We start from the raw sequence: 14,764 nt of genomic DNA, 5'->3' as shown, positions 1-14,764 counted from the left end.
GATCACTCCTAATATGCGGGGGAGATCAGCTTCTCAAGTGTTGAGTTATGATGCTTCTTGAATTGGCTTGAAACTGATCAACTTCTTATGAATATTTTTAAAACGAACGGCGACAGCTAAATATACGACTAAAGTTTTAGTTTTTATTTTTGGTTATAAAAATCTTATTTAAATCAAATAGATTTTTAATTGTAACTAAGTGTACAAGTGTTCACTCACGCATTCGATATCTTTTGCCATAGGCAATCAAAATTTGATATTTCTGGCTAATAAATAGACGAAATATCGGGGTTATTTTGAATGATCTTGCCGCTGAGACAAATTTTTTTGCAAGTTCGGTAAGTTTAAGTAAGAGCAAGGTAAACAAAAGCCCATTTCATGTGACTGAAATGGGCTATTTTTTACAGAGCGATGTCCTGTAACAGCGCTACTGATTTGAAATTTTCAAACCAGATAACCATGAACGCAGTGAAGCCGGTTTCAATGGTTTTTTCAGTAAGACGATGTTTAACTCTTTTAGACGTTGCGGTAGTTCAGGATCAGAATCTGCGGTAATCAGCGCCACAGGGACATTTTCCTGACGGTTATCTAAAATAAAGTCGAGACCGATCTTGTTGTTATTCAAGTGTTGGTCAACCAACCAAACTTGAATATTTTCTTGTTGAATCAATTCCATGGCCTGTTCAGGTTCAGTGGCTTTAAAGACTTGATAGCCCCATTTGGTCAGTAAGGTCGACATCCCTTCCAAAATCGTTTCATCATTGTCTAAGCACAGAATCTTATAGGCTTTGGTTTTCAGCGGAACGGCTTGAGTCGGTGCAGCGACCACTTTTGGCGCAGCGACCACAGGGACTTCAATCATAAAGCACGAACCATGACCAAGTTCTGAGAACACATGTACTGGGTAGTCGAGTAGGCTGGTCATGCGTTGCACGATGGCTAAACCTAAGCCCAGACCCTGTTCACCCCATGGAGAGGTGTGTCCACAGCGTTCAAACTCTTGGAACAACTTAATGCGCTGTTCTTCCGCGATCCCAGGACCTGTATCCCAAACGCCAATACGAATATGTCCCGGACGTGCTGAACGTAGCACACCCACCACAACACGACCACGCGCCGTATAGCGTAAGGCATTGCTGACGAAGTTTTGAATAATGCGACGAATCCACTGTGGGTCGGTGTCAATCCAGAACTGAGCATCATGTACGGTCAGTTTGATATTACGCTGTGCTGCAATCGATTTAAATTGCAGTTCAAGATCGCTGAGTAAGTCATGTAGTGGATAAGGCTGACGTTTCGGTTGGATCGTTCCGCCTTCGAGTCGAGCAATGTCCAAGAGGGCAGAGAGCATACTTTCCGCACCATGCAGCGCACGATCAAGTTGCTGAAGCGTTTTACGATCATCGTCATTTTGTACGCTTTGCTCGAGGGCGGTACTAAACAGGCGCGCAGCATGCATCGGTTGCAATAAGTCATGGCTTGCAGCAGCAATGAAGCGGCTTTTCGACATATTGGCTTTATCGGCTTGCTCACGTGCCAATTGTTGTTCGGACAGGGCATCTGCCAACTGTTGGGTACGGTCTTGTACACGCCCTTCAAGCAAGGCTTCATTTTCACGGAATGCGGTAATATCGGCAAAGGTCGTGACGAAACCACCGCCTTCGATCGGGTTACCGCGCATCTGAATTACACGACCATCTTTACGAATCCGTTCAAATTCGTGTGCGCTGCCGACTTGCATCCAATGCATACGTTTACGCACATGTTCTTCGACTGAACCAGGACCACATTCGCCGCGTTCAGCGTTATAACGAATCAAGTCTGAAATTGGACAACCGACATAGACAATGTCTTTTGGATAATCGAACAGTTTGAGGTATTGATTATTCCATGCCACCAAACACATGTTTTCATCAACCACGGACACACCTTGGGTCATATGGTCGATCATGGTCATGATCAGATTTTGGTTAAAGCGCTGCCACTGTGACGCTTGGTCAAGAATATTGGCGACCTGACCGAGTGCTAAACCATTATTGACCATGGCTGTGGTGAGTAAGGTACGGGCAGATGCCGCACCAATGGTGCCTGCAAGATACTGTTCGGTAAAACGCCACCACATGCCGTTGGCGCTGCTATTTTCATTCAAAACGACATTGTTTTGTGCGCAAAATTGGTTGAAGGCACGCATGGTTGGACCTTCACCGGTGATGCGTTTTGCCAAGGTAATTAGATCACCAACTTTTAAGCGTGCCACATCATGGTGAATATAGCTGATGTCGTTTGATGTGCTTTGAGCCGGGAGCGGTTTGGTTTCATAATAAAAGAAACTTTCGGCCTGAATTTGCTCGGCAACGCTTGGGCGGAAGACGCGGGAAATCCAAATATAGAGGGTGATATTTAATCCAAGTGCCCAAACTACGCCATGGGTAAGGGGATCGAAAGACTCAAACCCTAACAGGGCTTCAGGACGTAACCAACTCAAGCCGAGAGGTCCCTGACTTAAAAGATTTTCGGTAAATGTTTTAAATTGTTCAGGCAGGCTACGCAATACGGTTGGCAATAGCAGGGTATAAGCCCACATGCCGAAACCGACCAACAGACCTGCATATACGCCTTGCTTACTTCCGCCACGCCAATACAAACCACCAATTAATGCCGGTGCAAACTGTGCCACAGCACTGAAGGCCAATAGGCCAAAGACCGATAATTGGTCAATGTCATTGAAGAAATGGAAGAACAAGAAGCCCAATAACATGACCGCTAAAATACACACACGACGTGTAAATTTCAGTACGAGTGGTAGGCGTTTGTCATGACGTGACAATAAGCGTGTACGCCACAGTGCAGGCATGATCAAGTCATTACTGAGCATAATCGACAAAGCCACTGACGACACCAACAGCATACCTGTCGATGCTGAAAAACCACCGAGAAAGGCAAGTAAGGTCAACCAGTCTTGGTTATAACTTAAAGGCAGTGAGAGCACAGCAACATCGGGGATTGCCAAGTAGGCAGGTGCTGCATGCAGCGCCCAACTGGCAATCGGGATGATCGCAATAATGGTTAAAATCAGATAAATGGCAAACCAACGACGAGCACCACGGATATGCTTTTCATCTCGCAGTTCAACCACCGCGACATGGAACTGACGTGGTAGACAAATAATCGCTAATGCAGCCAATAAAGTTTGAATCCAGAAGCTTTCTGGCACACCTTTGAGCTGAACATCTTTAAAGGTGGTGTTGATGTCATGGCTGATTTGCGCCATGTTTTCAGGTGATTCAAAAACAAAGAAAAATGCGACTGCAAGTAGTGCAAACAGCTTGACGAAAGACTCAAATGCCACAGCCAACATTAAGCCGCCATGCTGTTCTGTATTGGCAATTTGTCGTGTCCCAAACATCATGGCCAAAATCGCCAAAACACCAGTCAAAAACAACACACTATTGGTGGTACCGGTCAGACCAGCGGTCGGTTCTAAAATGACCGTTGCACTTAGCGCAATCGCACGTAGCTGCAAGGCTAAATAGGGAATAATGGCAATCACGGCAAGGATCGTGACCAATGACGCTAAGGGGCCACTTTTACCATATCGTGCTGCTACAAAGTCGGCAATCGATGAAATGGCATGATGCTGACGGACACGGCCTAAACGTCGCCAAATATCATAGCCGAGCGCAACAAATAGCAGTGGCCCCAGATAGATTGGCAGGAAAATAATGCCCTCACGAACCGCGGCACCTGTTGCGCCATAAAACGTCCAAGATGAACAGTAAACCCCTAAAGTTAGACTAAAGAGAAGCATTCTGCCGCGAGTACTGAGCCTGCTGGCATGCTTTTCACCAAAGAATGCACATACAAAGAGTAATGCGATGTAAAGGGCCAATACCCCGACGATAAGCCAACTATTCATAGAGCCTGCAGCATATTAATTCTCGCTTAATGATAACGCATCCACAGGCTTAGGGAGGTTATTGCTCAAAATTTAACGACCAAAGTCTAAATTACAAGAGATAAGGAACATTGGTAAGTTTAGCTTCGAAATAATTCGAATTAGAAAATTGCGCGCCAAGGTTCGGCGTAAGGAGAACATTATGGATGAGAGACAGGTAGAACAAATTCTACAGAATCCAAAATTTAAGGAAATGGTTAGCCGTAAAAGTAAATTGAGCTGGACTTTGACGATCATCATGTTGGTGGTCTATGTCGGCTTCATGCTACTTGTGGGCTATAACAAAGAGTTCTTGATGCAATCCGTGAGTGGTGGTGTGACCACGATTGGTATGCCATTAGGTTTGAGCATTATTGTATTGTCATTCCTGCTCTGTGGTGTGTATTCGTACATTGCAAATAATAAATTAGATGCATTAAACGAAGAAGCAATGCGTGAAGTAGAAGCAATTACTCAAGAAAAAGGACTTCACTAAGATGAAATGGAATTCATTGAAAGCAACAGCACTGGCGGCTCCCGCTCTGCTCATGTCAAGCATGGCAATGGCAGGACCTGACTTAGGTGAAGCACAGCAACAAGCGACCAACTGGCATGCGATTATCATGTTCGCAATCTTTGTTGGCTTGACCTTGTTTATTACCAAATGGGCAGCGAAGCAAACCACGAACACTGCAGACTTCTATACTGCCGGTGGTGGTATTTCGGGTTTCCAAAATGGTTTAGCGATTGCCGGTGACTACATGTCAGCAGCATCGTTCCTCGGTATTTCCGCAATGGTATTCAGCTCTGGCTTTGACGGCTTGCTGTATTCATTAGGCTTCATGGTGGGTTGGCCAATCGTACTGTTCTTGGTGGCTGAACGTCTGCGTAACTTAGGTAAGTTCAACTTATCTGACGTGGTGTCATTCCGTCTTGCTGAGAAACCTGTCCGTACACTTGCAGCAGTAAGCTCGCTGGTGGTTGTAGCGTTCTACCTAATCGCACAGATGGTAGGTGCAGGTCAGTTGATCAAACTATTATTCGGTTTGAACTACAACATTGCGGTTGTGATCGTTGGTCTACTGATGATGGCGTATGTAATCTTCGGTGGTATGTTGGCAACGACTTGGGTACAGATCATTAAAGCAGTGATGCTACTTTCTGGCGCAACCTTCATGGCATTTATGGTCATGAAAGGCGTGGGCTTCAGCTTCTCTGAAATGTTCAATCAATCGATCCAAGTTTTCTCTAAAGTACATGATGTATCTTTAACTGAAGCTGCAAACATTATGGGGCCTGGTAAATTGGCTGCGAACCCAATTGATGCGATCTCTCTAGGTCTTGCATTGATGTTCGGTACAGCAGGTCTACCACACATCTTAATGCGTTTCTTCACAGTAAAAGATGCCAAAGAAGCGCGTAAATCAGTGGTTGTAGCAACAGGTTTCATTGGTTACTTCTACCTACTGACTTTCATCATTGGTTTTGGTGCGATCCTTTACGTTTCAAATAACCCACAATTCCTTGATGTAGCGAAAATGGCGGTAACTGGCAAGCTAGAGCTTGTTGGTGGTAACAACATGGCTGCGGTGCATTTATCTGATGCATTGGGCGGCGACTTGTTCATGGGCTTCATTTCAGCGGTAGCATTCGCAACGATTCTTGCAGTTGTTGCAGGTCTGACATTGTCAGGTGCTTCAGCAATTTCACATGACTTGTATGCAAACGTATTCAAGAAAGGTCAAACAACGCCAGAATCTGAACTTCGTATGTCTAAAATCGCGACTTTAGGTCTTGCGATCTTCGCGATGATTTTAGGTATCTTGTTCGAGAAACAAAACGTTGCATTCATGGTTGGTTTGGCATTCTCTGTAGCAGCGTGTGCAAACTTCCCAGTGCTTGTATTGTCGATGTTCTGGAAAGGTTTAACGACGCGTGGTGCGGTGATTGGTGGTGTGGTTGGTCTAGCAACTGCGGTGATTCTCATTGTATTGTCTAAAGCAGTTTGGGTAGATACATTTGCAATCTCTGAAACACCAGTTAACCCATTCAATGGTCCTGCAATCTTTGCAATGCCATTGGCATTCATCTGCTGCTGGTTGTTCTCTGTGACTGATAATTCAGCACGTGCGCAAGCAGAACGTAAAGCATTTGATGCACAGTATGTACGTTCACAAACTGGTATTGGTATCTCAGGTGCTTCAGATCACTAATCTGAATAGCCTAAAAAGCCCCAAACAAGGGGCTTTTTTTATATCTGAGTAAATTCTATGGAGCAGTGGGTCATGGACAAATCTCTGTCTTATTTGCGTGTATAACTTTCTCCATTGACCGACATTTTCCAATGGCCCTGATCATCTTGATAAGGTGAGCGCTGAATTGTGAATTGTTGAGAGAAATCATCCTGACCGATGCTAAAGCTCTGATCACCAAAACTGCTCAAATGGGCTTTTATTCTTGACTGTTCAGCACCACTGAAGGTTTGGTTGGCAATACTTTTTTCGGTATGTTCTTGATGATGATACGTGACTTCGCCCGACGCTTTGATCACTAATTCACTGTGGTTGTTTTGCCAAGTCCCCACATAATTTTCATGGCCTTTGAGGAGTGGACTGTTTTGTGTGCAGGCAGAGAGCATGAGCAGACAGAGGGGCGCAAATACGAGATGTTTTTTCATAATGAAATCTACCACGCAGGAGATTCCTTTAAATGTGCGCCTGAAAACTGAAACTTACAATAGGCTTTTTGAGTTTCAAGGGTGATCAAAAAACTGAGGCAGAACAGTATGCATATGTGATGTTTTTCAGGTCACGCTCAACAAATCTTTGCAGTATAAAAAACTCACTTCATGCTAATTTAAAATCAATCAGTTGATGATGCTTCAGATCGATCATTTCAGCACATGATAAAAATATTGAGATTGAAAATAATGCAAGGATTCGTGGATTTTTGGAAAAGCTTTAGACTTTTACCCTCAGCATGGCTGTTATTGGTGCAGTTTCTGATCTTGGTATTAACCGCGATTACCCGAGAAAGCCTGTCTTTTCGTGCGCTGATTTGGGTGCTTGGGGTGTTGGTGCTGTTGATCATTGCCAAAGTGATTCGCCAAACTCCGATGTTTACGATTCTTGGGCTAAGTTTTGTTGGCTGCGCCGTATTGTTTTCTACTTTGATTATGCTCGGTGTAAATCATCCGAATATTCAAATTATTGCGCATGCTTTTGAAGCCTGCGCGTATTTTAGTGCAGCCTATGGTGTATTGCGCTATATGTTTGCCGATCGCTATTTAACCAAAGATGAACTTTTTGCAGCAGGGGCAGTATTTACCCTCATCGCATGGGGTTTTGCCTTTCTCTATAGTATTTGTCAGCTGATTTATCCGGATAGTTTTGTGAACCCTGCAGAGCCGGGCATGCAGTCGTGGTTAGATTTATTATTTTTAAGTTTTAGTTTGCAGTCTGCCACGGGCTTGTCAGATCTCATGCCTGTGAGTGCGCCAGCACGGGTGTTGGCGATGCTTCAAATGTTCTGCGGGGTGATGTATTTGGCTCTCATCGTTTCACGCTTAATTGCTTTGCAATATATTGCCCATTTACCGGAACGCCATGAGCCCAAAGACAAATAATGGCAGAATAAAAAAGGACGCAAATGCGTCCTTTTTGGTATTCAGTATCTAATATGAATTAGAAACGGAATTTAGCGTTTACGCCAACAGTTTGAGTGTCAAGCGCAACTTCTTCAGCATTAGCATTTACATAGCTAGCACCAACTGCAACAGCAGGAGTGATGAAGTAGTTTACGTTCGCGCCCCAAGCTGAGTCTGGAGTACCAGCAAAGCTAGATTCAGCGTAAGAAGCACCAACGCTTAATTTAGGAGTTACGAAAAGATCAGTTTTGAATTGGTACGCAGTGTCATCACCGTAGATGATGCCTGATTCGAAACCAATTGCCATGTTAGTGTCGTCGATTGCGCCAACATATTTAGCACGTGCAGTGATTGCGTCTTGGTCTTGACCAATAGTCGCAGCTTCTGCAGCAGCTTTAGCAACACCGTTACCCATAACGTTGAACGCGTCAACAGCAGCTTGGTCAGCAACGCTAGTGTAACCAACAGCAACTAAGAAGTTTTGAGTTGGAAGCGCACCAACTTCTAATGCATAACGGTCGCCATTGTTGTCAGCGAATTTTTGGTTTTTGCTGTCAAGAATAGTGTGGCTGTAAGACGCGCTTGCATATACAGGAACAACTTTAGTTGGAACATAAGCTTCAGCTTTAGCACCAAAGTTATGAGCAATTACGTCAGTACCTTTTGAACCAACTTCACCGTAGTTGTAAGCAACAGATACGTTAGAAGCTTGGTTTAAGAATGCAGCTTCTGCTAAAGGACCTTTTGTAGAGTCAACATTTTTGAAGTAGTAAGTACCTTGAACACCACCAATGAAATCTTTGTCATTTGCAGTTGTGTCGATGTATTCTGCTTGGCCTTGAACTTCAAATTGGTAAGCTTGAGCACCGGTCATGGCTAATAATAAAGCAGTGGCTAAACCGAGTTTTTTCATGATTTTCTACCAGTTGTTACAAATGGATTAAACGTTGAGCATTGTATTGTAACAATATATTAAGTCAATGATCCTAAAGGTTATTATTCAGTCTCTGACTCAGATCTTTATTTCATAATAGGAAATTCAGTTTTTACTCTAACTAATAAGTCACTGAAAAAAAATCATTGAGAACAATCAAATAAGTTTGACTAAAGTCGTAATCGAAAAAATAGGCTTGAAAAATTAAACAACTTTTCGATCTAAAATAACAATCAATATATTTATTTTTATCTAAAATAACATTTAATACGAAGGGCAAATTCTAACGCTTTTCACGTATTTGAAGCGATAAATTGCGGCTTTGACTGCTGAATTGTTGGGCAAAAACTGTTTATTTGCATAGTAAATGGACGTTTTTGTTTTAAATCTGAGGTCTACTTCACTTAAATGAATATCTTAGTGATAAATTTAATATCCTTGTGAAATACTTGGCTTTACATCAGATTTTATTTGATTCATAATTTGCCAATCGAGTCGTCACACAGTTTAAAAGTGTGACTTTGACCCTGATTCTCCATCATTTGTTTTTTATTCGCCCAGCTTTCCCCAAGGTTGGGCTTTTTTTTGTCTAAAAGTGGAACTTTACCGCAAAGATTATAGATAAAACGGACATGGAATAAAAATAAATGCCCTTTTATGGTGCATATATTATTGGATTTATCATCGAGTTCTGTAGGCACAGACAAAAAAAATCCTGATTTTCATGGAAAATCAGGATTTTTTAGCCAAAATTTTCGGGAAACTAAAATATTCTGCTGAGGAAGAAATCTAGCGTGCCCTAATACGGTGCATTCTGCACCAATTTATTGCAATTGTAAATATTTATTTAAGCAAGTTCATAAAAAAATTTATTCCTTTCAAATATGTTGCTGTTTTTTTAGCGAATTATCTCGTTTTAAAGTGATAAAAATGTGACAGGTTAAACACATTTGTATAGAATTTAGAGGTATAAATGTTCACTTTACAAATTAATAAATTATTGATCATTAATTTAAATATTCCCGCGTTTAGTTGAGAAGTGGGTTGGGGTATGCAACAAGTGTGGGGCATAAAATAGATGGAAACATTACGAACAGAGCATATTAGTAAGCGCTTGCAACTTGCGATGCTAGTAATCGTCTTGTCTATCGTATTTATTAGTGTTCCATTGATTGTGAGCAGCAATCAAAACTACCTCAAAAGTGCCGAAGCGCTGAAAGAAATTCAGATGCTGAAAATGGTGGCAGATTTAACCAACCAAATTTCCCGTGAACGTGCGCCAGCCAACAGTGCAATGTCGAGTCAAGGTGAACAGCGCGAGCAAAAAATTATTGAGTTGGCTGAATATCGTCAAGGCGTCGATCAGCAATATCAAGACACACTGAAGGTTTTAAAAGAAGCGGGCTTTGCACCGATCGCCCAGCAGTTAGAGTCCAATTTATATCCGTATTTGTTGCAGGGTCGCAAAACGGTCGATCAATATATTGCGCTGCCGACACAACAGCGTGAAGCTAAAAAATTGGATCATGCCATTTTGGCGATGTTCCAAGCTTGGGATCAAAGCTATATTGCCTTGCAGAAATTGGTCAATCATTCACATGGTAAAGATACCCGTGTATCGAATTATTACACGCTGATTTTATTACTAGCAGAATTACGTGATCAGGCGGGACGAGTCGCATCAAACATTATGGCTGCGGTATCGTTTCAACAGGAAATTCCAGAGCAAAATCTAGCGCGGACTTTACAAACCCAGCGTCAAACACGCTATCTGTGGGAATTGATCAATGTCGTGCAGTCCGAACATGACAAAACACCCGAGTTTAAACAGTTACATCATGCGGTACGGACGGAATTTTTAGATAAAGGTTTACCGATTATCGACGGTTTGGCGCAAAAAAGTCTTCAACATCAGCGTTATCACATGGATGGCACTCAGCTCACTGATGCAATGGTGGATAAATTTGTCACAGTGGTGGAATTGCAAAGTTATATTTTAGATTACAGTCTAAAAGTGGCTGCGGACGAACGACGTGAAGCACGAAATAAATTAATCTTTACACTCTTTCTCTCGCTCGTGTCATTACTGACCGCTGTATTAACGATGTTCTATGCCAAGAAATGGGTGTTTGAACCTTTAATTCGTGCACGTAATCAGTTATTTAAATTGGCTCGGCACCGACAAATTGATCAAGGCGTGATTGAGCCCACCAAATTAGGTTATCTCAGTTTATTTGACGCCATTCAGCATATTGAAAATATGCTAGAACAACGTGATGCCTTTGAGTTTCAGCTTAAACATATTGCCAATACGGACTCACTCACCAATGTTGCCAATCGTTTTGCTTTAGATGAATATATTAAATTTCGTGATAGCCAAAATTCAGGTTTTTTACATACAGCACTGATCGTGATTGATATCGATCACTTTAAACAGGTGAATGATCGTTATGGGCATATTGTTGGCGATTTGGTGATTCAACATGTTGCCAATCAATTACGCCAACATATTCGTTCATCTGACTTGGTGGTGCGATATGGTGGAGATGAGTTTTTAGTCCTGATCGAGGGGATTGATATGCTCAAAGCCCAGCACATTGCTGAAACTATACGGCATGATATTCAGCATGTGAATTTCAATTTGGCAGAAGACGAAGCCGATCTCATCGTGACGGTGAGTATTGGTGTTGCTGTGGGTGCCAAAAGCTGGATCGATTTATTAGAGCGCGCAGACCAAGCATTGTTTAAAGCCAAAGCTGCGGGGCGTGATCGTGTTTCAGCCTAAACGCAGCTTGGTATTCATAAATATCTTGATAGATTCATATAGTTAGCCAGAAAAATGAATTAATCTTCATCTTTATATAATTTATTGCAGGCTTGTTGGTTCATTTGACTGCCGTCTTCATTCCAACACTGGGCTTGGGTAATTTTGCCTAAATCGTACTGAAGCACCGCTTCAGGTTGCCCATTGTCATACCAAATTTTATAACTGTTATGACGAACGCCATTCCGATAATAACCTTGGCGTTCTAGTTTGCCGTTTTCAAACCACATTTTCAGCTCACCAATCAGTTTATTGTTTTGAAAATTGGCATAGGTCCATGGTTTACCATTACTGTACCAGCGTTGGCGCAGGCCATTTTCGATCCCATTTTTATAATTTTGAGAAAAAGCCAGTTGCCCATTTGGATGCCAAATTTTGTAATCCCCCTGAGATTCACCATTGATGATGCTACTTTCTTGTTCTTTTATCCCATTGGCAAACCAAAACTCAAGTTTGCCCTCGTACTCTCCATTTTTATAGGCAATGCGGCTACGGGGTTTGCCGTTGGGGAAGAAACTTTCAAATACGCCTGAGCCTTGAATGCCATCTGGAAAGTGAATTAAATGTTCACATTCACCATTTTTAATTTTGCTGTTGCTCAGAAAGATGGTGGTCAGGGCATTGCCATTGGCATAGACATATTGATTTTCATAGATCCCTTTGTGTGAAGTCGGGGTACTGAGGGCTTTACACTGTGGCTTATCTTTCCATGGGCTAAGATCGGGGTCTTCTTGTGAGACAAACAGCACCATGTATTCATTCAGATAGCCATCGGCAAAGCTATATATTGGACATAATAAGAGACTGAAACTTAAGATAAATTTATTCATTGTTAGTATGCTTTTATATTTTAAAAAGTTAAAAATATTCGTTGTTGAGTCCACGATAGGCGTCATCATAAGGATGTTTTGTTTAAAAATAAATAGTCGATATGCTGAGTTTTCGACAGATACAAGACTGTTGAAAAGTAAACAATTCAGGTTTGAACTTCATCTTATACTATGGACTTTAAACACCATAAAAATAGTGCAATGAAAAAAATATATCTATCGTTGATGACTGTCCTGAGTTTGTCAGCATGTACAACAAATGAAGGCATGTTGGATTCATCTCAACACTTAAAACAGACGGCTCAAGCCAATTTAGAAAGTTCACGGGTGAGTGAGATTCCGTCTTTATTTAATCAAGCACAGACACAGGCGGTATTTGTCACATTTGATGGTCAGCGCATGAGCCATTATGGCAATGACTTACAGCGCGCCCAGACAGAATACATTCCCGCATCTACTTTTAAAATGTTAAATGCATTAATTGGTTTGCAGCATCAGAAGGCGACAGCCACTGAAGTTTTTAAATGGAAAGGTGAAAAACGTGCTTTCCCATCATGGGAAAAAGACCTGACTTTGGGTGAAGCCATGCAAGCGTCTGCGGTTCCTGTATATCAGGAACTGGCAAGGCGAATAGACTTGGCGTTAATGCAACAAGAAGTCAAACGGGTCGGTTTTGGCAATGCCAATATTGGCAAACAGGTGGATTATTTTTGGTTGGTTGGGCCGTTAAAGATTACGCCTGAACAAGAAGCCAAATTTGCATATCAGCTTGCGACAGAGAAATTACCGTTTGATGTCACGGTGCAAAGGCAAGTCAAAGACATGCTTTATATTGAGAGTCGTGGCGATGCAAAATTGTATGCCAAGAGTGGTTGGGGCATGGATGTGGAACCTCAAGTCGGTTGGTATACCGGTTGGGTAGATGATGGTCATGGCAAGATCACGGCGTTTAGTTTGAATTTGCAGATGGTAGCAGGGGATGATGTGGCGGAGCGTAAGCAGTTAACTTTGGATGTGTTGGATAAGTTAGGTGTGTTTCATTATTTACGCTAATTATATGAGTTTTGAGTTTTGAGTTTGCATGTCCTCACTTTGCATTGGGTTTGAGTTTCCATTGCGTAGGAGATTCCTACTTTTGAAAGCACAAAAGTAGGCAAAATGCTTTTGTTTGACTGAGGGCACATCCATGTCGCCGTCATGTAAATAATTTTATTGATTACAGTCGATCAAAGACAGATCCCATGTTTGGTGTAAATAGTTTGTGATACAGTCTTGCAGCATATGCATCTGTCATACCTGAAATATAGTCGCATATCACTCTATTTTTATTTTCCGACTTTTCATATTGTTCAAAGGTGGATTTTGGTAAAAGTTGTTTTGGATTATTTGATAATACTTCAAATAACTCTACGACAATTTTTTGGCCCTTATAATCCAGAATTTGAATTTCAGGTTGTTTAATTACATTGTCGACTACGAATTTTTGGATGATTCCGAGAGCTTTAACATCATCTTCAGTTTCAAGAGTTGCTGTAAAATCTAATAAAGGGTGTTGAAAGAGATTTTTTTTATGAATTTGGGCTTTCTTTAGAAAATAACGCACTAATTTGCTAATAGCATGCTTACGCTCCTTATTATTTGCTCCAAATAATAAACTTGATATTTGTTCAATATGATGAGTAAGTTCAATATTTAGTTCACTTATCTGAGAAAGCACTTGGTTCTTCCATTGGGACTCAGTAACTAAGCGTAAAGCTACAGCATCTTCAAGATCATGAATACCATATGAAATATCATCAGCTAGTTCCATAATAGAAGAATCAAAGGACGTATAAAGGGGTTTATTAGGTTTCTCCGGGTTAATGGTCATGAATTTTTCTAAGTCGTCTTTAGTGAAAATTGAAGCAACCCATGATGTAAATAGATCTGCTTCAGTATCCAATATACATTTAGGTGGATGGTATTCACTGAGCTGTAGAGGTGTATGTAAATTTTTATTATTTTCTGTGGGTGGATATATTTTATTAAATTTAGAATATGGAACGGGATATTTAATTAAACCCAACAAAGTGCGTCTTGTTAAATTCATTCCATTTTCTGGTGTATATTCGGCTAATTTAGAAACAATTCTCAGCGTTTGTCCATTACCCTCAAAGCCACCATCCTTTGTCATACAATAATTTAATGCTACTTCTCCACCATGGCCAAAAGCTGGATGACCAATATCATGAGCTAAACAGATACTTTCAATCACATTTTGAGATGGTATTAGATCTAGATATTCTGGGTTACTTTTGTATCTACTTTTTAAACTTTCAGTAATTCCAAAGCCTAACTGAGCTACTTCAAGAGAGTGAGTTAGTCGAGTACGATAAAAATCACTGTCTCCAATACCTAAAATTTGGGTTTTTGCTTGTAAACGTCTAAATGAAGCTGAGTGAATAATACGAGCACGGTCAATTTGATATGCGATATCTCTAGAGTGGGAGTTCCAATCATTATCTTGTGTTTCGGTATGATTTACACGCGTTTCTAATAACTGATGATCTAGCATCAAATACCTCTTTTTATCATAAAGTAAAAATTTGTTTTTTAA

At 41.3% G+C, this 14,764-nt stretch carries 10 protein-coding genes; 5 read left to right on the top strand and 5 right to left on the bottom strand.

Features of this window, described 5'->3' with window-relative positions; genetic code table 11:
- Positions 1 to 427: 427 nt before the first annotated feature.
- A complete protein-coding gene (locus B1202_RS10480) occupies positions 428 to 3,916 on the bottom strand; it encodes a PAS domain-containing hybrid sensor histidine kinase/response regulator (protein ID WP_078190541.1) in 3,489 nt (1,162 codons plus the stop codon).
- A 181-nt stretch (positions 3,917 to 4,097) separates the two neighbouring features.
- Here B1202_RS10480 and B1202_RS10475 point away from each other — a divergent pair, with 181 nt between their 5' ends.
- Positions 4,098 to 4,430: a DUF485 domain-containing protein gene (locus B1202_RS10475; RefSeq protein WP_078190540.1), complete on the top strand. Its 333-nt coding sequence runs from the start codon at positions 4,098 to 4,100 to the stop codon at positions 4,428 to 4,430.
- Position 4,431: 1 nt separating this feature from the next.
- A complete protein-coding gene (locus tag B1202_RS10470; protein WP_078190539.1) occupies positions 4,432 to 6,147 on the top strand; it encodes a cation acetate symporter in 1,716 nt (571 codons plus the stop codon).
- Positions 6,148 to 6,236: 89 nt separating this feature from the next.
- On the opposite strand, the gene B1202_RS10465 is transcribed toward B1202_RS10470, so the two are convergent.
- Positions 6,237 to 6,611 (bottom strand): hypothetical protein, encoded by a 375-nt coding sequence (locus tag B1202_RS10465; protein WP_078190538.1) that lies wholly within the window; start codon positions 6,609 to 6,611, stop codon positions 6,237 to 6,239.
- A 252-nt stretch (positions 6,612 to 6,863) separates the two neighbouring features.
- Here B1202_RS10465 and B1202_RS10460 point away from each other — a divergent pair, with 252 nt between their 5' ends.
- Positions 6,864 to 7,559 carry an ion channel gene (locus B1202_RS10460; protein WP_078190537.1) on the top strand — a complete coding sequence of 232 codons (696 nt, stop codon included), beginning with the start codon at positions 6,864 to 6,866 and terminating at the stop codon, positions 7,557 to 7,559.
- 58 nt (positions 7,560 to 7,617) lie between these two features.
- On the opposite strand, the gene omp33-36 is transcribed toward B1202_RS10460, so the two are convergent.
- Positions 7,618 to 8,493 carry a porin Omp33-36 gene (omp33-36, locus tag B1202_RS10455; RefSeq protein ID WP_078190536.1) on the bottom strand — a complete coding sequence of 292 codons (876 nt, stop codon included), beginning with the start codon at positions 8,491 to 8,493 and terminating at the stop codon, positions 7,618 to 7,620.
- A gap of 1,099 nt (positions 8,494 to 9,592) precedes the next feature.
- Between omp33-36 and B1202_RS10445 the strand changes: the two genes are divergently transcribed.
- Entirely contained in the window at positions 9,593 to 11,299 is a 1,707-nt protein-coding gene (locus B1202_RS10445; RefSeq protein ID WP_078190534.1) for a sensor domain-containing diguanylate cyclase, read from the top strand.
- 59 nt (positions 11,300 to 11,358) lie between these two features.
- Here B1202_RS10445 and B1202_RS10440 read toward each other — a convergent pair whose 3' ends face one another.
- The gene (locus B1202_RS10440; protein WP_171262640.1) at positions 11,359 to 12,168 is read right to left on the bottom strand and encodes a toxin-antitoxin system YwqK family antitoxin; all 810 of its coding nucleotides are present in this window, start codon (positions 12,166 to 12,168) and stop codon (positions 11,359 to 11,361) included.
- A gap of 201 nt (positions 12,169 to 12,369) precedes the next feature.
- Here B1202_RS10440 and blaOXA point away from each other — a divergent pair, with 201 nt between their 5' ends.
- On the top strand, positions 12,370 to 13,221 hold the full coding sequence (gene blaOXA / locus B1202_RS10435) for a class D beta-lactamase (RefSeq protein ID WP_143221601.1): 852 nt from the start codon (positions 12,370 to 12,372) through the stop codon (positions 13,219 to 13,221).
- 163 nt (positions 13,222 to 13,384) lie between these two features.
- Here the strand turns inward: blaOXA and B1202_RS10430 are convergent, their stop codons facing one another.
- A complete protein-coding gene (locus B1202_RS10430; RefSeq protein WP_078190531.1) occupies positions 13,385 to 14,722 on the bottom strand; it encodes an anti-phage deoxyguanosine triphosphatase in 1,338 nt (445 codons plus the stop codon).
- Positions 14,723 to 14,764 lie beyond the last annotated feature (42 nt).

The sequence above is a fragment of the Acinetobacter amyesii genome (assembly GCF_002018365.1).
Lineage (GTDB): Bacteria > Pseudomonadota > Gammaproteobacteria > Pseudomonadales > Moraxellaceae > Acinetobacter > Acinetobacter amyesii.
This window is presented reverse-complemented; position numbering and strand designations above follow the sequence as displayed.